We start from the raw sequence: 18653 nt of genomic DNA, 5'->3' as shown, positions 1-18653 counted from the left end.
GGGGGGAAACCTTTCCTCAAAAACGCGCTTTTTTGTTTTGTCTACAGCCGTTCACCCCCCCCCTCTGTCCGCGGTCGCCGACATCTCCCACTCAAGGGGGAGAATTGGTCTGTGCCATAAACAAGGCCCACGTCTGCACTAAGGCGTTCGGGAGACTTCACCAAACGTAATAGCGGCTAGCGATATGTGGCGTAGATTAAGCCGGACAGCAGTAGAGTTGATCCGGCAATCCATGCCGGTACGGTCAACAAAAAAACGGCTTGAAAGAGCAACGGCGGGTCAGTTCCGATCGCTGGTTCCTACCTGAGGAAAGTGAAAGGTTCGGCGGTCAGCCGCGTCTAAGGCTGTGTCTCGGCTTTTGCGATTTCGATCAAGCGGCGGGCGAGGTGAAGTTCGCCGCCGAGATTTTGGGTTTCATCCTCTGGCTTTTGGCTCCAAGTTCCATCTTTCCAGAACTTCATGAGAACATCTATTGTGTCCATTAGGTTGTAATGCGGATGCTGGAAAAGTGCCTTCTTTATTGTGAGTGGCATTGTCTCCCAAGCGGCACGAGCCTCGTTTTCAAGGCGGGCGTCTTCAACTTCACCCCAGGGCTGTCCATCTTCGGTCCAAGCATAAACCGTGTGCATCGCCGGAGCGATTTTATCTGTCCAGATATAGTACTTTCCGATTTTCCCAGCGTATCCATGCTCAGCGAGCAGATGTAACCCTTGCTCATAAGGCTCAGGCGGTACGAACGGTTTACGGTCTAGCGATAGAAGTTGCTCTTCTGGTCCATAGTCTCCTGCCATGGCAAGATACGAGCAGAGAGAGTCCTCTATATGCAAATTTAATTTAACGTCTGAAGTTTGGGCGATTTGTTGTCTAATTTCTTCGGAAGAAAACACCCGAAAGAAGGGAGGCCAAGCGCTATGTTGAGGTCTTGTTTTTTTAGCATCAGCAAACACAATTTCGTTGTGTTTGCTGGAAGTTCCGTAACCGGCGACCGCGCAATCTAATTGCCATAAAAAATTGCAAGCGCGTTCAAAGTCGCCAGTATGAAGATGGTAGAAGTAACCCGGTAAAGCATTTGAGGGAGCATCGTTTGCAAATATTTCCCTCAATCGACGCGCAATCTCGACGGCAAGTTCAGCTAGAAGTTGTTTTGAGTTGGAAGGCATAGCGTTCGATCCATTTTCGCGGAACAAAACATTCGGTTGGGCGGCCTTTACGCCGAAAAATATATAGAAATTTACGGCCAAATCAGCGGCGCGGTAGCCTCGGCCGTATCGCCAGTCGTGACCTTGGTGCCGCCTTTGACCTTGGCCTTGCCGGAGGCGACCAGCTCCAGGGCTTTGGGATAGATCTTGTGTTCCACACCCAGCACACGAGCGGCGAGGCTATCCGGTGTATCGTGGTCGAGCACGGGCACCGCTCCTTGTATGATGATCGGGCCATCATCCATTTCGGCAGACACAAAATGGACTGTCGCGCCGTGCAGTTTGACACCTTCTTCGAGGGCCCGCTCGTGGGTCGCCAGGCCCTTGAAGGAGGGCAGCAGAGCCGGGTGGATGTTGATCATCCGGCCCGCCCAGGCATTCACCAGATAGGGCGACAAGATGCGCATGAAGCCGGCAAGGACAACGATGTCGATCTTGTTGGCTTTCAAAATCTCGTCGACGGATTTTTCAAAGGCTTCGCGGTCGCCGCCAAAGTCCTTGTGATCCACAACCGCTGTCGGAATGCCGAAGTCCTGTGCGCGCTGCAAACCCTTGGCATCCGGCCGGTTAGAAAGGACCAGGGAAATCTCCGCTGGAAAACTCGGATCCATCGCGGCTGAAATCAGCGCGCCCATGTTGGAGCCGCGCCCGGAAATCAGGATGGCGATCTTTTTCCGGCTCATGAAACAAGGCCCAGAGAGCCGTCAAAGAGGACCGGTGCGCTGCCGGCCGCTTCGATCCGGCCGATTTCAGCAACGGTTTCACCAGCGTCTTCCAGAACCTTCTGGACGGACGCTGCTTCGGCTGCATCAACCACAACCACCATGCCGATGCCGCAATTGAAGGTGCGCAGCATTTCAGCTTCTGCCACGCCGCCTTTTTCTCCAAGCCAAGAGAAGACCGGCGGAACGGTGATCTTGGAAAGATCAATGCGGGCCGAGCTGCCGTCCGGCAGGACGCGCGGCAGGTTTTCCGGCAGGCCGCCGCCGGTGATATGCGCCAGCGCCTTGATGCCGCTGGTTGCCTTCAATGCGGCCAGTAGCGGTTTGACATAGATTTTTGTCGGCTCCATCAAGGCTTCGCCCAATGTCTTTGTGCTGTCGAACGGAGCTTGGGCAGACCAATCCAGGCCGGACAGTTCGATGATCTTGCGCACCATCGAATAGCCGTTGGAATGGACGCCGGAAGAAGCCAGGCCGAGCAGCACATCGCCTTCTGCAACATCCTTGCGCGGCAGGATCTCGCCGCGCTCTACGCCGCCAACGGAAAAGCCGGCAAGGTCATAATCGCCTTCAGCATACATGCCCGGCATTTCGGCCGTTTCGCCGCCGATCAGCGCTGCGCCAGCCATCTTGCAGCCATCCGCGATACCGGCAACCACATCGGTGGCGGTTTCGACATCCAGCGCGCCGGTTGCGAAATAATCGAGGAAAAACAGCGGTTCGGCGCCCTGAACGATCAGGTCGTTGACGCACATAGCGACAAGGTCGATGCCGACCGTGCGATGCTGACCGGTTTCAATGGCGATTTTCAGTTTGGTGCCAACACCGTCGTTCGCGGCAACCAGAACCGGATCCTTGAAACCGGCGCCTTTGAGGTCGAAAAGGCCGCCAAAACCGCCAATGTCGCTGTCCGCACCCGGACGGGAGGTCGCCTTGACCAGCGGCTTGATCCGGTCGACCAGTGCGTTGCCCGCATCAATGTCAACGCCGGCATCGGCATAGGTCAGACCATTGGAACCGGAGGACGGGGATTGGCTCATGGGGCGCTCCAAAGCTTTAGGCGGTTGGCTTTGCCTGACGCGCTTACAGTGTGAGGCTTCAGAAAACAAGAGCTGGGCGGCTCCGACCCCTGCCAAATTCGTCTGAGATCCACGTCTGGTGCCTCGGCACTTGACCTGATGTTGTCCAGCATCCTAACTCACCGGCAGGGGGAGCTTTGGAAACAGCCGTTGCGTTGAAACGTGTGTGGCTGTGCCGGACTGCAAAGGAATTCGTTTCATGACATTGCGCCGTCAGATCCAGTTCTGGCTGATTTCTCTGGGCATTTTCTGCGTCTTTTTGTTTGTTTTTTCAGGGGTTTTGCTGCCGTTTGTCGCCGGTGCAGCCGTTGCCTATCTGCTGGACCCGGTGTGCGACCGGCTGGAAAAGCTCGGCATGGGCCGGCTTTGGGCGACGCTCACTATCCTATTCGGCTTTGTCTTCCTGCTGATCCTTTTCTTCATTTTGCTGCTGCCCGTCCTGGGCAATCAGCTGGCGTTGTTCCTGAAATATTTCCCGGATCTGGTGCGCCAGCTCCAGACGCTCATCAATGATCAAGTTGGAGAACGGCTGACAACAGTTGCGGGGATTAAACTGGCGGATCTTCAGTCCAGCATGTCCGATCTTGTCGGGCAGGGCGCTGCCTTTGTCGGCAAATTGGCGCAGTCGATCTGGAGCGGTGGTCAGGCGCTCTTGTCGATCTTGTCGCTGTTTGTCATCACGCCTGTCGTCGCCTTTTATCTTCTGCTCGACTGGGACCATATGGTCGAAAAGATCGATGCCTGGCTGCCGCGCGATCATCTTTTTGAAATCCGTGAGTTGGCGCGGGAGATGGATGGCGCTGTCGCCGGATTTGTGCGCGGCCAGCTCTCAGTGTGCTTGCTGCTGGGAACCTTCTATGCCGTTGCGCTGGGGATTGCGGGCTTGAATTTTGGCCTGCTGATCGGCATGGGCGCCGGGCTCGTCAGTTTCATTCCATTTGTTGGCGCCGGTCTCGGACTTGTCGTCTCCATCGGTGTCGGTCTGGTCCAATTCTGGCCGGATTGGCCGATGATCCTGATAATCGGCGGAATTTTTGCGGCCGGTCAGTTCCTGGAAGGGAATATCCTGCAGCCGAAACTGGTTGGAACCAGCACGGGCCTTCATCCGGTGACGCTGATGTTTGCGTTGTTTGCCTTTGGATATCTCTTTGGATTTGTGGGGATGTTGATTGCTGTTCCGGCCGCGGCCATGATTGGCGTGCTTGCGCGCTTCGCATTGAAGCAGTACCTAGCGAGCCCAGTATATACAGGAACCCGCCCATTGCGCGCGGCTGTGCCTGATGAGACCGCCCCAGACGCGGGGCCTAAAGAGTAGATTGAGTAACAATGGCGGAGACACCGCGCCAGCTGCCCCTGGACTTGCCGCATGATGCGGCCCTCGGACGTGACGACTATCTTGTCGGCCGATCGAACCAGGCAGCCTTTGAATTGCTGGAGCGCTGGCCCGAGTGGCCGTCGCCGGTGGTGATCCTGGCCGGACCGGTCGGATCGGGCAAAACCCATCTGGTCGAAGCATTCCGGGATGAAACCGGCGCAATCGTTATTCAGGCAAACGACTTGAGCGAAGACAAAGTGTCGGAGCTGGTTGCGGCACCTGCCTGTGTGATTGAGGACGCGCACCGTGGTGTGAACGATACGGCGCTGTTTCATTTGTTAAATGCGGCCCGCCAGGCCGGAAAAACGGTTCTGATCACCAGTCGCACCTGGCCCGCGTCCTGGAAAGTCGCGTTGCCGGATCTGATGTCCCGCTTGAGGGCCGCAACGCCGGTGGAAGTTTTGGAGCCGGACGATGATCTCTTGCGCCGGGTCTTGGTCAAACTCTTTGCCGACCGTCAGATCGCCGTTGATATCGGTGTGGTCGACTATCTTGTGGTGCGCATGGAGCGCTCACTGGAAGTCGCCATGCGCGCCGTCGATGCCATCGACAGGGAAGCGCTGGCCGGACGGGTGAAGATCACAAAACCACTCGCCGGACGGGTTCTTGAAACTGTTACAAGTCCCGACTACGGACCAACAACCGGCTAGGCGATATCAATCGCGAATGATATGACCGTTAGGTATCTGAAAGCCCAAAAGGAAAAACAGATCGTTTCGGATCGAAGGAAGGCTTCATGACTGAGACTGTCGATGTGCAAGACACCGTTGCCGCAGTGCCAGACGTAGCCGGTCGTCCAGTTGTAAAATTTGGACGTGATACGACGGACGATCTCCTGAAATCACCGGCCCGTTTCATGAACCGGGAGCTGTCCTGGCTGCAGTTCAACTTAAGGGTTCTGGAAGAAGCCATGAACCGCAACCACCCGCTTTTGGAGCGGGTGCGGTTTCTGTCGATTTCCGCCAACAATCTTGATGAGTTTTTCATGGTCCGTGTGGCCGGGCTGCGCGGGCAGCAGCGGGCCGATGTTACCAACCTGTCAGATGACGGCCTCACGCCAACCGAACAGCTCGACAAGATCGGGGAAGCGGTCCATCAGCTGCAGGCGTCTCAGCAGCAGATCTGGGGAGAACTGCAGGGTGAAATTGCCGAAGAAGGTATTGAAATCCTTCGCGCGGAGACGTTGGAAGCCGACGAGCGGAATTGGCTCGAAGAGTATTTTCTCTCTTATATTTTTCCGGTTCTGACGCCGCTGGCGATTGATCCGGCCCATCCGTTCCCATTTATTCCGAATCTGGGTTTTTCTATCGTTTTTGAATTGGTGCCGTCTTCTGGCGGGGAGGGCATGATTGCTCTCATGCGTGTTCCAAGCCAGGTTGCCCGTTTTGTTCAAATGCCGAATTCCAGGGATGGTGCTGCGCGCTTTATCGCGGTCGAAAAGGTGATTTCGCTCTTCATTGGCCGTTTGTTCCCGGGCTACGAAATCCGGGGCAAAGGCGCGTTCCGGGTCATCCGTGACAGCGACTTGGAAATCGAAGAAGAAGCGGAAGATCTCGTGCGCCTCTTTGAAAGCGCGCTGAAGCGCCGCCGCCGGGGATCCGCTATCCGTCTGGAAATCCAGGACACAACACCTCCGGCCTTAAGAGAGTTTGTTGCCGAAGCTTTGGACGTGGAGGATGAGGAAATCTTCCTCGCCAAAGGTCTGCTGGCGCTCCACAATCTCAGCCAGGTTGTTGATCTGGAACGTCCGGACCTGAAGTTTGACCCCTATACAGCCCGCTTTCCGGAGCGGATCCGTGAGCACGGCGGCAACTGTATGGCAGCGATCCACCAGAAGGACATCATCGTTCATCATCCGTATGAATCCTTCGATGTGGTGGTCCAGTATTTGCGGCAAGCGGCGCGCGATCCGGATGTCGTTGCGATCAAACAAACGCTCTACCGTACTTCCAACAACTCGCCGATTGTCAAGGCGCTGGCGGAGGCGGCTGAGGCGGGAAAATCCGTCACTGCGCTTGTTGAATTGAAAGCGCGGTTTGACGAAGAAGCCAACATCAAGTGGGCCCGCGATCTGGAGCGTGCCGGGGTGCAGGTGGTGTTCGGCTTTATCGAGCTGAAAACTCACTCCAAATTGTCCATGGTAATCCGCCGTGAGCATGGTCAGCTGAAGACCTACTGCCATATTGGCACCGGCAACTACCATCCGATCACAGCGCGGATTTACGAGGACTTGTCGTTCTTTACCGACGATCCGGAATTGGCTGAAGATGCGGCCCGGGTGTTCAATTACATCACAGGCTACGCCGAACCAGCCGAACTCAATCATCTGGCCGTGTCGCCGGTCAATCTGCGCAGCCGCATGCTGGAGATGACCGAGGCCGAAATCGACCATGCCCGAGCGGGCCGGCCGGCGCAGATCTGGATGAAGATGAACAGCCTGGTCGATCCGGAGGTGATCGATTCCCTCTATCGGGCAAGCCAAGCGGGTGTTCAGGTTGATCTGGTCATTCGCGGCATCTGTTGTTTGCGGCCAGGCATTGAGGGCCTGTCGGAAAACATCCGCGTGAAGTCGATTGTCGGCCGGTTTCTGGAGCATTCCCGCATATTCTGTTTCGGCAATGGGTATGGCCTGCCGTCGCCGCAAGCGCATGTCTACATTGGTTCGGCCGACTTGATGCCGCGCAATATCGACCGGCGCGTAGAGGTTCTGGTGCCGTTGAAGACGCCAACGGTTCATGAGCAAGTGCTCGACCAGATCATGGTCGCCAACTTGAAGGACAATCAGCAAAGTTGGCGGATTCTTTCTGATGGCGGTCATGAGAGGATTGAACCGGGCGCAACGGAAGAGCCGTTCAATGCGCACCGGTATTTCATGACAAACCCGTCGCTGTCTGGCCGGGGCAAATCGCTCAAGAGTGACCGGCCAAAACCTTTTGTGAAGCGGAAAAAAAGAGGTTAGGTCCAGCTCAAGTGCTTGAAAAAACACCGGCAGACGTTCGTGTCTGCACCGTCACACTCTCTGGCTGTGCGGCGGGTTGGCGCACAAAGCAGATTTTCCTCCTTTTTTAACCGCGTGTGAGTATGAAGAGAATAGCAGGTCGGGCTGGGAATGATCGCCAGCTGCAAGAGGGTGAATGTTCCCAGGGTTTCAATGGCCAGAACAGGAAACTGTTTGGCAGCAAAGGTCAGACCTTAAGGGCTCTAATGAAGCGACAAGGCCGAGGATTGCTTTAGGATGTCATCCAACCATCAGCCGGCACGCGGTCGGCTCAACGGCACCGGCCCGATTGCTGTGGTCGATATCGGGTCCAACTCTGTACGCCTGGTCATATACGAGCGCAAAGCCCGCACGCCAACGATGCTGTTCAACGAAAAGCTCTTGGCTGGTCTCGGACGCGGTGTTGCTGCCACCGGACAGCTTGCCGACGGTTCGGTAAAGATTGCTCTTGCCGAACTCGTCCGGTTCCGGGCGCTTATCCAGCATACGGGCTGCCAAGAGATCTATATCGTTGCCACAGCCGCAACCCGGGACGCTGAAAACGGGCCGGACTTTGTAGAAGACGTCGAGGCCATTTTGGGCGCGCCGGTCCGGATTCTCGACGGCAACGAAGAAGCTTATTTTTCTGCACTCGGTGTTACGGCCGGTTTCTGGCAGCCGCGCGGCCTTGTCGGTGATATGGGTGGCGGCAGTCTGGAGCTTGTTGAAATTGATGGGAACGGGCCGGGCATTGGCATGACGTTCCCGCTCGGTGGTCTACGCCTATCGGAGATGGCGGGCGGCAGCATTGCCGCAGCCCGTGACATCACGGAAAACGCATTGAAAGATTTCAATTGGCCCGAGTTGCCGCCTGGCGAACGGACGTTTTATGCGGTTGGCGGAACGTGGCGGTCGCTTGGCCGTTTGCATCTGATGCAAAACAAATACCCGCTGCATGTGATGCACAACTACGAAATCAGTGCGGAAGAAGCGATCGCGTTCTGCCGGAAGATTGCGGTTCCAGACCTTGAAGGAATTGAACGGGCCGAAGTTGTTTCGAAACAGCGCCGGCCATTGGTTCCGATCGGCGCTGTTGTGCTTGAACAGGTTTTGTCGGCGATGAAGGCCGAACGGCTGATATTCTCCGCGACAGGAGTTCGTGAAGGTCTGCTGCACGCGCAACTACCGCCAGACATGCAGGCACAGGATCCGGTGATTGAGGCTGCCCGGGAACTTTGCGAATTGCGTGCCCGCTCGCCGCAGCACGCTGAAGAGCTGATTGCCTGGTCAGATACCCTGTTCAAGGTGCTTTCCATCGAAGAGACCGCCAACGAAATGCGGCTGCGGCATGCGGCCTGTCTTTTGTCGGACATCGGCTGGCGGGCGCATCCGGACTACCGGGGCGAGCAGAGCCTTAACATAATCTCCAACGCGTCCTTTGTCGGCCTGGATCATGCCAGCCGGGCGTATCTTGCAGCGGCCGTGTTCTACCGTCATCAGGGCCTTCGCGAAGGGGCATTGTCATCCTTGATCCGGAAACTGTTCACCGACCGTTTGCGGATCCGAGGCAAAGTGCTTGGAGCAACTTTGCGGGTCGCCTCACTCTTAAGTGCATCGATGAGCGGAATGCTGCCGAAAGTCGGGATCTACAAGGAAGACGACAAACTGATCCTCGATCTTGGCCCAGATCTGGCCGATCTTGACGGCGAACGGCTGCGCAAGCGGATTGCGCAGTTGTCCAAGGTGATCGAAGTTCCGATCACTGTCAGAGGCGGGATCTAAGGCAAGATCCTACGTTGTCTGTCGTATTCGCGGGGCGGCGGTTACTCCGCCGCCTCGGTCGCGTCGGCCTTAGCCTGCGTTTGTTCCAGAATGGTGATCTGACGGTTCTGGAAGGCCAAAGCAACTTCTCCGCGTTTGAGTTTCAGCGCGGTTTCCCCAAACAGCTCCCGGCGCCAACCTTTTAACGCGGCCACATCGGCATTGTCGTCGGCTGCAATTTTTTCCAGATCATCGACGGTCGCAATGACCTTGGCGGCAACACCTTGGGCTTCGCTGATCAGCTTCAGCAAGACCTTCAGAAGATCAACCGCTGCTGCAGATCCATCCGGCGCTTGACGGCCTTTTGGCAATTTCGGCAGGTCTGATTTTGGAATGTCCAAAGCGCGTCGGACGGCCTTCAGAATGTCGTCAGCGCTGCGGGACCGCTCAAATCCGCGTGGGATGGTTCTGAGACGCCCTAAGGCTTCTGGGTTTGCCGGCTGCTGGGCGGCAAGTTCATAGATTGCGTCGTCCTTGATCACCCGGCTGCGCGGCACATTGCGGGTCTGAGCTTCGGTTTCTCGCCAGGCAGCGACTTCCATCATCACAGCAAGTTCAATGGGCTTGCGCACCCGCAGCTTGAGCCGTTTCCACGCTTGGTCCGGATCTGTTCGGTAGGTGCCAACCGATGTCAGCACCTTCATCTCGTCCTGCACCCAATGGGTCCGGTTCTGTTCAGCCAGATTGGCTTTTAGGAACTGATAGGCTTCGCGCAAATGGGTGACGTCGGCCAGCGCGTAATCGAGTTGTTTGGCGGTCAATGGCCGCCGGGCCCAATCGGTAAAGCGCGAAGACTTGTCGATCCGGGCGCCGGTGACTTTGTAGACAAGCTGATCATAGGAAATGGAATCGCCAAAGCCGCAGACCATCGCGGCCACCTGAGAATCGAACAGAGGCGCCGGGATCAATCCGCCGAGATGGTAGATGATCTCAATGTCCTGACGCGCGGCATGAAACACCTTTGTCACATTCTCGTCGCGCATAAGGTCGAAAAAGGGGGCGAGATCAAGGCCTTCCGCCAGCGCATCAACGATAAACGCCATATCCGGCCCTGCCATCTGGATGACGCACAGCTTGGGCCAGAAGGTGGTTTCGCGGAGGAACTCCGTGTCGACAGTGACGAAGTCGTTGGTAGCAAGCTGCTGACAGGCAGCGGCAAGGTCTTTTGTTTTTGTAATCACTTCCATGGTGATCGAAAGCTATACCCGAGTTCTGCCGCCTTGTCGCCACGAAATGGCGGCAATTGCTGCGGCAAGTCTTGTAAGGGTGCAATGAGTGCGCCTATGGTGCTGTGGGGTAGCGGATAACAAAAAGAGGTGGAGGACCGGAATGCGCAAGATCCTGGTGGTCAATTCAAAGGGCGGATGCGGCAAAACAACACTCGCAACGAATTTGGCGGTGGCGCTTGCTGCGCGCGGTGAGGATGTCGCCCTGGCAGACGCAGACCGGCAGAAATCGAGCTTGTCCTGGACCAAACGCCGTCCGAAAAACCTGGTGGCGATCGAAAGCCTGAATTGGAGCAAGGAAAATGCCATCGGTGATAAGGGCAAAGGGCTAGACGCGATCGTAATCGATGGTCCGGGTGGCTTGCGTTCTGAACTCGCCAAGACCTTGATTGCCGAAGCGTCCGATATCGTGGTGCCAGTGCTGGCCTCCGCTTTTGACTGGAACGCCACCTTGAAGTTTCTCGATGACATCTCGGACATCAAACGGGTGCGCAAGGGCAAGGCGGACATTCATGTTGTCGCCAACCGCATCAACAAACGCTCGAATCAAGTGGCCGATTTGGAACACACGCTTTCAAAGAAGGGGTATCCGGTGCTCTGCCGGATTTCAGACCGGGTGCTTTATGCCCGCCACGCGGCGGCCGGAACTGCGGTCTTCGATCAACACGACACCAAAGACCACGAAGTGAGAGGCCAGTGGCACCCGCTTCTTCAGGCCGTCGACTGTTAGCCCACTGTCTAATGTCATTCATGGCCCAGCGAGGGAAATTGACTATTACAAAATCAGTTGAGCAAACGGAAACGTAACGCGTTGGCCGCATCGATCAGTTTTTGGCCCGTAAGTCCTTTGCAGCCGAGGTGCTCACTGACCGTCAAAACGGGCGCTTCGGCCACATAAGAGAGCGGCGGGAGATTGTTTTGGGAAAGGTAGTTGAAGATATCCGGCGTCCAGGCAGCAAAGGCGTCAAGCCGGCCCAGGTCCAGCATCTGCAAGGCGGAAGCGATGTCTGCAATTTCGATCAAATTGGAGCCAGCGGCAGGAACCGCTTCGCCGATTTGCATACCCTGAAGCTTTCCGACAGTTTTTCCCTTCAACGTCGCTAGATCGCTGATGGGGTCCTTGCTGGATCCGGTAAAAACATAGAGCCGGGACACGGACAGAGGCTTGGAGAGGTTTGCGCCTTCGCAATAATCAATTCCGGGCGCCTGGGTGCAAGGGTTCGCGCAACAGTTCTCGCAATTCTGGAAGGCCGTGATCGCCCGCGCCACCGGCCAATAAATAATCTTCAAGTCAACACCGGCAACCGCGGCAGCTTTGTTCAGAAAAACATCATATTTGCCAGATCCGTCGGATTGGTGAAGTCCCGGAAGTTCTGCGGTGTAGAGTGTCACAGTGTCGGCACTCACGCTGATTGGAGAACACAGCGCGGTCAAAACAACAATCCAAAATCGAACTTGTATCAGGAACAAGCAAAAGCCTCTAAATCTTCCAACTCACAAACCGTAGATCCATAGACGGTGTGCGACCAGCGGAACTTTAGTGGAGCAGTCTACAGGCGAAGTTCCGGTTTCGGAAATTAGAGCGCCGGGCGAAATCGTGGAAGCGTTTGACCCGTCTCATTTGTGTGCAGGCAAGGCGGGACGCCCGTAGTGGTGCTGGCACCATAAGGGCGGGCCAATGCACGTCAGCAGGCCAATGAGACGAGGCCCTCCGGGTGGCTTTGGGCGATCCACCGACTGCGTTGCACCTCTTGCCCGATGCCCCGCATCGCGCTGCGTGCCGCGCCTATCCGGATAAATCGCCCAAAACTATCAAACGTTTTCACGTTTTCGCCCGGCGCTCTAGTGGTGGCGGTCCGGCCAGTTGGGGTGAAGGCTGTCGATGACAAAGTCATGTCCATGGCGTTTGTCGTCAATTTCCTGCAAATGCGGATGATCCGGTGGTAGGTCCGGATGGTCGTGAACCAGAAAACTTGGATCCTTTCGGGGCCAGAGGCGGACCGCTACAAGGACGCCTGGAACTGAAATTGCGCCCAAGACCAGTACAGTTTGGGAAAGAGGCATTGTGCTGCCGAGCCAGCCGGCAAGCGGATAAGCGACTAGCCAGCAGGCATGGGAAAGCGCAAACTGAGCAGCAAACACCTGTGGCCGGTCTTCTGAGTGAGCAGAATTGCGCAAGAGGCGGCCGGTTGGGACGAGAACGCCAGACATGCAGGCTCCCATCCAGACCCAGATCACAAGAAGGGCGGGCCAAATTGCCGATTCTGGCAAACTCACCGTAAGGATGGCGAAGACAAACAGTGCAAGGGGCAATGCGGCCGCAGCGGAGATCATAACGGACCGCTCGGGCAATTGCTTCAAGACCTTCGGCATGACCAGCGCGGCCAGCATTGAGCCGCCGCCATAAGCTGCCATGGAGAGCGCCAGGTGAGCATCGCTGAGGCCCAACTGGGCTTTGACGACCACCACACTGTTGACGATAACCATGGACCCGGCCGCCGCTACGGTGAGGTTCAGCGCCAGTAACCCTTTCAGGCGCGGAGTTTTTAGGTAAATCGCCAACCCCCGCTTAATGCGCTCAAGCGGTGCGGTGTTTGAAATTGCTTGGGATGCTGGCACAGCTGCCGTTATGACCAGGACGGCAGATAGAAGAAAACCAGCGGCGGTTCCGGCAAACAACCAGTGAAAACCGATCAGGCTGACCAGAAGGGCGGCGGCTATGGGACTGAGCAAGTTCTCAAAATCATAGGCCATGCGCGACAGCGACAAGGCGTTGGTATAGTCATCCTCATCGGTCAGAATATCGGGAATGGTGGCTTGAAAGGTTGGTGTGAAGGCAGCTGATGCTGATTGCAGGATCGCGATCAGCACATAGATTTGCCAGACCGCATCGACAAAGGGTAAGGCCAGAGCAGTTCCTGCGCGCACCAGATCAAGAAAGACCAGAAAACCGCGTCTGGGAAAGCGGGCTGCAAACCCGGCCGCAACCGGGCTCAAGGTCACATAGACAACCATTTTGATTGTCAGTGCAGTGCCGAGCACGACCCCGGCGTTTCCTCCTGCCAAATCATAAGCAAGCAGGGCCAGTGCCACGGTCATCAGCCCGGTGCCGAACAGCGCAATGACCTGCGCAAAGAACAAATGCCGGTAGGGCCTGTTGCTAAGGACAGAAAACAAAAAGTGCTCCAGGGTTGGCGTCTGGAGCACTCTTAACAATCGGGCCGGATCATAAAAAGAGGTGCGGCTGATATAAGCTCTGGAAAGTTGGTTCTTCGTTGAGCGGGTTTGAGTTCACCGCCTTCCAGTAAACGGATCCTTTGTTACGCCAACGCAGCACGGATTTTTTCGGCATTGGCTGCCAAAACCTCGTTATCCGCCATTTCACCGGTGTGCGGGCGTAGTTTGACTCCATCAAAGCGCGGGATGACATGCACATGTGTGTGGAACACCACCTGGCCGCCGGCAGGCTCTGAAAACTGCTGAATAGTGGTGCCATTGGCATCGAATGCCTTGATCACGGCATGTGCCATTTTCTGAACAGTGGCCATAACCGCATTGAGATCTTCCGCTGCAATATCGAATATGTTGCGCGAAGGCGCCTTCGGGATCACCAGAATATGGCCGTCGCCACGCGGCATGATATCCATGATCACAAGGGTTTTTTCGTCTTCGTAAACCGTGTGGCTTGGGATTTCGCCGCGCATGATTTTTGCAAAGACATTTTGATCGTCATAGACAGGTGCGGTCATTTGAAGAACTTTCTGAATTTGAAGCGTGAAGCATTTTCTGGGTGAGTTGTGGCAACCCTAATGCCAGTCGATTACCGGCGGCAAGGGGGCATTTGGATCAGACTGCAGCAACCAGCAACCGGTCAGAGCCTGGGGCTCGGATCTTTCCTGGCAGCATCCGATAGAGCAAGCCCAAGGGCTTCCAGTTTGCTGCGGTCGGGTTTGTAAAACATCCAATTGCCGAGCTTTTTGCCCGTTACCAGACCAGCGTCAGCGAGCTTTTTCATGTGAGAGCTGACGGTTGGTTGGGTGAGACCAATCTTGTCGGTGATAAAGCCGACGCAGACGCCATCGTCCACAAGGTCGCCATCGCGCTGTTCCGGGAAATGCGGCCTGGGATCCAGAAGCCAAATCATGATTTGTAGCCGGGCAGGACTGGCCAATGCGGCCAACATGGCAGAGCTTGTTGTTGTATCTATATTGATATTCATCTATATAGAAATTCTTCTATATTGTTAAGGTGCGCCGATCATGCAAAAGACCCCGCTCATTGTCCAGTCTGAAGCCTATCTGGAAGGCGCGAAGCGCGGTGTGCGCTATCTGGAGCAGCTCTCTGACCGTCAGGTTCAACCGGAATTGAGCCGTTTGCAGCAGCTCGACAGATCGTTGCCCGAGGCTGGTCTGCCCCTCCAAAATATCCTCGACACGATGGCCGGAATTGGCGGGGAGGGGACGGTGGCGTCGGCCGCCGGGCGGTACTTCGGTTATGTCATCGGCGGGGCTCTTCCGGCAGCGTCCGCCGCCAGAAGCCTGCTCTCCGCCTGGGATCAGATCGCGGACAGCCTGACGGGCCCGTCCGTCGTTCAGATGGAAGAAACAGCGATTTCCTGGATCGTTGAGTTGTTGGGGCTGCCGGAAGGAACCAATGGCGCCTTCACCAGCGGCGCGACCATGGCCAATATGGCTTTGATTGTCACCGCGCGCGATGTGCTGCTGTCGCGGCAAGGACATGAACGCGGCGCTGGCCTCATCGGCGCTCCGCGTTTGCGCATTGTGGCGGGCCGCGAAATCCATGCGACCGTCCTGAAATCCCTTCGCATGGCAGGTCTAGGCACACAGGACATAGAGTGGGTCGACGTAGACGATCAGGGCCAGATGAAACTGGATGAAGTACCCGAACTCGACGAACGCACGTTGGTACTGGCGCAAGCAGGCAACGTCTGTACCGGCGCGTTTGATCCATTCGAGGGCCTTGCGGAGAAATGCCGGGCTGCCAATGCGTGGCTCCATGTGGATGGGGCTTTCGGTCTTTGGGCAAAGGTGTCCGAAGAGGCCGGTTTCAAACTGAAGAAATTGGACGGCGCGGACAGCTGGGTGGTCGATTCCCACAAGACATTGAACACACCCTACGACTCCGGTCTTGCGCTGTGCAGGCACCCGGAAGATATGCAGGCGTCGATGGCTATCGGCGCGTCTTACCTTCCGGCCGCAGATCCGAACCCGGCCGACCGTGCTCCGGAATTCAGCCGCTCGGCACGCGGAGCGGAAACCTGGGCAGCCCTGCTGTCGCTTGGCCGGGCAGGGGTTGTCGAGATGGTCGACCGGTTTCATGGTCATGCAAAACGCATTGCCGGCGATCTATCGGCCCTCGGGTTTACCGTACCGCACGATGTGCATTTCAATCAGGTGTTTGTCACGTTGCCCAAAAACGAAGACGCCTGTGCCCGGATCACCGAGCATGTTCAAAACAGCGGCGAAGCCTGGTTCGGGCCAGCCACCTGGCAAGGAAAAACGGGTTTCCGGATCAGCGTCTCCAACTGGGCGACCAATGACGAGGACATCGACCGGCTGATCGCGGCCATTGCCAAGGCCAAGGCAGAGATCGTCGGATGAACGAAAGATGGAGCGCCCTTAAAGGCGCTCCAAGAAATCTACTCGCCGATCTTTTCCAGATCGAACGGAGTCGTCTGATACATCTCGTTGATCCAGTTGCCAAACAGAAGGTGGGCATGAGCCCGCCAGCGGTTCACCGGATCGAGCGTTGCGTCGTCACCCGGGAAATAGTTCTGCGGCCGGATCGGGGTCTCCGACACCTGGCTGTCCCGTTCAAACTCGTCCGCTAGCGACGTGGTGTCATATTCAATGTGGTTGAACATGTGCAGGCTGCGGTGGTCCGGGTCATCCAGCAGACACATGCCGGTCTCATCATCCTCGGCCAGCACTGCAAGATTGCTTTCCGCCGGAATGTCGGCTTTCCGGGTTTCGGTCCAGCGGGAGACCGGCAGGCAGAAGTCGTCCGAAAACCCGCGCAAATAAGGCGAGGCGGGCACCAGGGTCCGCTGGCGGTAAACCCCGGTCGCCTTGGTATCGCGGGCGTACTTCGGCATCTTATAAAAGTGATAGGCGGCTGCTTGAGCTGCCCAGCAAATCGTCATGGTCCGATGCACATGGGTCTGGGTCCAATCCAGAACGTCACACATTTCCTGCCAATAGCCGACTTCCTCAAAGGGCAGTTTTTCAACCGGGGCGCCGGTGATGATGAAGCCGTCAAATTTTTGGGTCTTCACCTCTTCCCAGGGCTGATAAAAGGCAGACAAATGCTCTTGCGACGTGTTGCGCGCCACGTGGTTGGTCATGCGCACCAAAGTAAGATCGATCTGCAGGGGCGTGGAGCCGAGAAGACGGGCAAACTGAGTCTCGGTTTTGATCTTGTTCGGCATCAGGTTGAGCAGACCGATGTTAATCGGCCGGATATCCTGCCGGATCGCATCCGCTTCGCGGATGATCATCACGCCTTCAGATTCCAGAATTGGGCGGCCAGGAAGATTGTTTGGTATTTTTATCGGCATTTGCACGTCCCGTAACCAGAGACAGATGCCTTCTTGAGATCCGATTTGTTGCCGCTAAGATCGCTCTCGGGCCGCATCTTCTCTTCGAAGAACCACCTTGCCCGGATCGGCAGGTTGGCGTGGGGCATCTGTCCCAACTCTTGATGATGGCAATCTAGGTAATCGAAGAAAACCGATCCGGCAAGCCCTGATCGGGCAAATGTCATTGTTGTGACTGGAGTAAAATTTGGGGGCCCCCAAGGAAAACCCCGACAACACAGTTACGGTTCCTTCCTGAACGGCGCCTGTTCCGCCAATGCCTGGTTTTCCCGTTCCACCGCCAGCCGCTCATGTTCCAGATAATCTGCAACGGCCTGATGGAGCCCCTCATGAGCTATCCAGTGGGCGGAATAGGTGGTCTGCGGCAAATATCCGCGAGCCAGCTTGTGCGCGCCTTGTGCGCCTGCTTCAACGCGTTTGAGGCCCTTCGCGATGGCAAAATCGATGGCCTGGTAATAACAAAGCTCAAAGTGCAGAAAGGGGTGGTGTTCATTGCAGCCCCAGTGGCGGCCGAAAAGTGTTTCAGAGCCAATGAAGTTCAAGGCGCCAGCAATGTAACGGCCGTGCCGTTTGGCCAGCACCAGCAAGATGCGTTCAGCCAGCCGCTCGTTGATCAGTGAAAAGAACTCCCGGTTGAGATAGGGACTGCCCCACTTTCGCGACCCGGTGTCCATGTAAAAGCGGTAAAACGCGTCCCAGTGCGCTTCTGTAAGGCCGCTGCCGGTTACCCACTCAATTTCAAGGCCGTCGACGCTTTGCGCTTCGCGGCGTTCCTTCTTGATCGCCTTGCGTTTGCGCGAAGCCAGATCACTCAAAAACTGATCAAAGTCCTCGTAACCATGGTTATCCCAATGAAATTGCTGGTCGGTGCGTTGCAAATAACCGAGTTCTCCGAGTGTGCCCCATTCCGGTTTTGTCAGGAACGTTGCGTGGACCGACGAGGCGCCGGTGCGCTGGCACACTTGAACCAGGCCCGCCGCGAGCGCCTGGATACCGGCCTCTCGGTTGATGTCCGGACTGGTCAGGAACCGCCGGCCAGTCGCTGGAGTAAACGGCACAGAGATCTGCAGCTTGGGATAATAGTCGCCACCCGCCCGGTAAAACGCATCCGCCCAGCCGTGGTCAAAGACATATTCCCCCTGCGAATGACTTTTAAGATAGGCCGGAACCGCGCCAAAAACGGCCCCAGACGCATCTTCCAGGATTATGTGCCGGGGCACCCAGCCGGTCTGGCGGGTGGCGCAACCAGCGGCTTCCAACGCCTGCAAAAAAGCGTGGGATAGAAACGGATTGAAGGCGGTGTTGCTGGATTGATTATCCGTTTCTGGAGAGAGCGCTGCAGTCAGATCAATGGAATTCGTGCAGTTTGGCGTGGGCGTTAATCCGCCCGTGCTCGTAAGCTGCCATCCAGGGTTGGCGACCTGGTCCCATTTGTCTGCCGGAACATCAGCCAGCGACGATAGGATGCGCAGTGACAAAGTCTGTCCATCATCACCGGAACCTGAGCTATGAGGTTTTTCCTTATCCGGTGAAGGTGATGACGTCATGTTTCAGTGCCGGCTCGCCGCAATTACAATCCCTTCTTTCCATTTAGAGCATCTGTGGTGCACCGCAAGAGCCGCGTGTTGGCGTTGCCCT

At 56.4% G+C, this 18653-nt stretch carries 16 protein-coding genes and 1 riboswitch; of the genes, 6 read left to right on the top strand and 10 right to left on the bottom strand.

Going from position 1 to position 18653, the window contains the following annotated elements; genetic code table 11:
• Positions 1-338: 338 nt before the first annotated feature.
• Genes FJ695_RS20330 through purM form a run of 3 tightly spaced genes read right to left on the bottom strand, consistent with a single transcriptional unit; the run spans position 339 to position 2961 of the window.
• A complete protein-coding gene (locus tag FJ695_RS20330) occupies positions 339-1241 on the bottom strand; it encodes a hypothetical protein (protein ID WP_141187136.1) in 903 nt (300 codons plus the stop codon).
• The gene (gene purN, locus FJ695_RS20325; RefSeq protein WP_141187135.1) at positions 1232-1882 is read right to left on the bottom strand and encodes a phosphoribosylglycinamide formyltransferase; all 651 of its coding nucleotides are present in this window, start codon (positions 1880-1882) and stop codon (positions 1232-1234) included. Before purN ends, FJ695_RS20330 begins: the two co-directional genes overlap by 10 nt.
• Positions 1879-2961: a phosphoribosylformylglycinamidine cyclo-ligase gene (gene purM, locus FJ695_RS20320; protein ID WP_141187134.1), complete on the bottom strand. Its 1083-nt coding sequence runs from the start codon at positions 2959-2961 to the stop codon at positions 1879-1881. Before purM ends, purN begins: the two co-directional genes overlap by 4 nt.
• A gap of 238 nt (positions 2962-3199) precedes the next feature.
• On the opposite strand from purM, the gene FJ695_RS28340 reads away from it, so the two are divergent.
• The 4 genes from FJ695_RS28340 to FJ695_RS20300 all read left to right on the top strand — a co-directional run bounded on the left by FJ695_RS28340 (position 3200) and on the right by FJ695_RS20300 (position 9134).
• The gene (locus tag FJ695_RS28340; protein WP_141187133.1) at positions 3200-4315 is read left to right on the top strand and encodes an AI-2E family transporter; all 1116 of its coding nucleotides are present in this window, start codon (positions 3200-3202) and stop codon (positions 4313-4315) included.
• An 11-nt stretch (positions 4316-4326) separates the two neighbouring features.
• Positions 4327-5025 carry an AAA family ATPase gene (locus FJ695_RS28335; protein ID WP_141187132.1) on the top strand — a complete coding sequence of 233 codons (699 nt, stop codon included), beginning with the start codon at positions 4327-4329 and terminating at the stop codon, positions 5023-5025.
• Between the two features lie 86 nt (positions 5026-5111).
• Positions 5112-7334, top strand: a complete 2223-nt coding sequence (locus tag FJ695_RS20305) for an RNA degradosome polyphosphate kinase (protein WP_141187131.1) — start codon at positions 5112-5114, stop codon at positions 7332-7334.
• Between the two features lie 276 nt (positions 7335-7610).
• Positions 7611-9134, top strand: coding sequence for a Ppx/GppA phosphatase family protein (locus tag FJ695_RS20300; protein WP_141187130.1), 1524 nt, complete (start codon positions 7611-7613; stop codon positions 9132-9134).
• Between the two features lie 41 nt (positions 9135-9175).
• On the opposite strand, the gene rnd is transcribed toward FJ695_RS20300, so the two are convergent.
• Positions 9176-10360 (bottom strand): ribonuclease D, encoded by a 1185-nt coding sequence (gene rnd / locus FJ695_RS20295; RefSeq protein WP_141187129.1) that lies wholly within the window; start codon positions 10358-10360, stop codon positions 9176-9178.
• A 142-nt stretch (positions 10361-10502) separates the two neighbouring features.
• Here rnd and FJ695_RS20290 point away from each other — a divergent pair, with 142 nt between their 5' ends.
• Positions 10503-11129 carry a ParA family protein gene (locus tag FJ695_RS20290; RefSeq protein WP_141187128.1) on the top strand — a complete coding sequence of 209 codons (627 nt, stop codon included), beginning with the start codon at positions 10503-10505 and terminating at the stop codon, positions 11127-11129.
• A 53-nt stretch (positions 11130-11182) separates the two neighbouring features.
• Here the strand turns inward: FJ695_RS20290 and FJ695_RS20285 are convergent, their stop codons facing one another.
• The 4 genes from FJ695_RS20285 to FJ695_RS20270 form a co-directional block, all read right to left on the bottom strand.
• A complete protein-coding gene (locus tag FJ695_RS20285) occupies positions 11183-11791 on the bottom strand; it encodes an ABC transporter substrate-binding protein (protein WP_168206436.1) in 609 nt (202 codons plus the stop codon).
• A gap of 450 nt (positions 11792-12241) precedes the next feature.
• On the bottom strand, positions 12242-13576 hold the full coding sequence (locus FJ695_RS20280; RefSeq protein ID WP_141187126.1) for an MFS transporter: 1335 nt from the start codon (positions 13574-13576) through the stop codon (positions 12242-12244).
• A gap of 143 nt (positions 13577-13719) precedes the next feature.
• Positions 13720-14148 carry an HIT family protein gene (locus FJ695_RS20275; protein ID WP_141187125.1) on the bottom strand — a complete coding sequence of 143 codons (429 nt, stop codon included), beginning with the start codon at positions 14146-14148 and terminating at the stop codon, positions 13720-13722.
• A gap of 122 nt (positions 14149-14270) precedes the next feature.
• The gene (locus FJ695_RS20270) at positions 14271-14618 is read right to left on the bottom strand and encodes a helix-turn-helix transcriptional regulator (RefSeq protein ID WP_141187124.1); all 348 of its coding nucleotides are present in this window, start codon (positions 14616-14618) and stop codon (positions 14271-14273) included.
• A 40-nt stretch (positions 14619-14658) separates the two neighbouring features.
• Here FJ695_RS20270 and FJ695_RS20265 point away from each other — a divergent pair, with 40 nt between their 5' ends.
• A complete protein-coding gene (locus FJ695_RS20265; RefSeq protein WP_141187123.1) occupies positions 14659-16020 on the top strand; it encodes an aminotransferase class V-fold PLP-dependent enzyme in 1362 nt (453 codons plus the stop codon).
• 38 nt (positions 16021-16058) lie between these two features.
• Here the strand turns inward: FJ695_RS20265 and metA are convergent, their stop codons facing one another.
• Together metA and FJ695_RS20255 are read right to left on the bottom strand one after the other, a co-directional pair.
• Complete coding sequence (gene metA, locus FJ695_RS20260; protein ID WP_141187122.1) at positions 16059-16976, bottom strand: homoserine O-succinyltransferase; 918 nt, start codon at positions 16974-16976, stop codon at positions 16059-16061.
• Between the two features lie 34 nt (positions 16977-17010).
• A riboswitch (SAM-I-IV-variant riboswitch) is annotated at positions 17011-17128 on the bottom strand.
• A gap of 108 nt (positions 17129-17236) precedes the next feature.
• On the bottom strand, positions 17237-18562 hold the full coding sequence (locus FJ695_RS20255) for a GNAT family N-acetyltransferase (RefSeq protein WP_141187121.1): 1326 nt from the start codon (positions 18560-18562) through the stop codon (positions 17237-17239).
• Between the last annotated feature and the right edge of the window lie 91 nt (positions 18563-18653).

Source organism: Labrenzia sp. PHM005 (assembly GCF_006517275.1).
Lineage (GTDB): Bacteria > Pseudomonadota > Alphaproteobacteria > Rhizobiales > Stappiaceae > Roseibium.
Note: the sequence above shows the minus strand (reverse complement) of the source record. Positions and strands in the feature narration are given on the sequence as shown.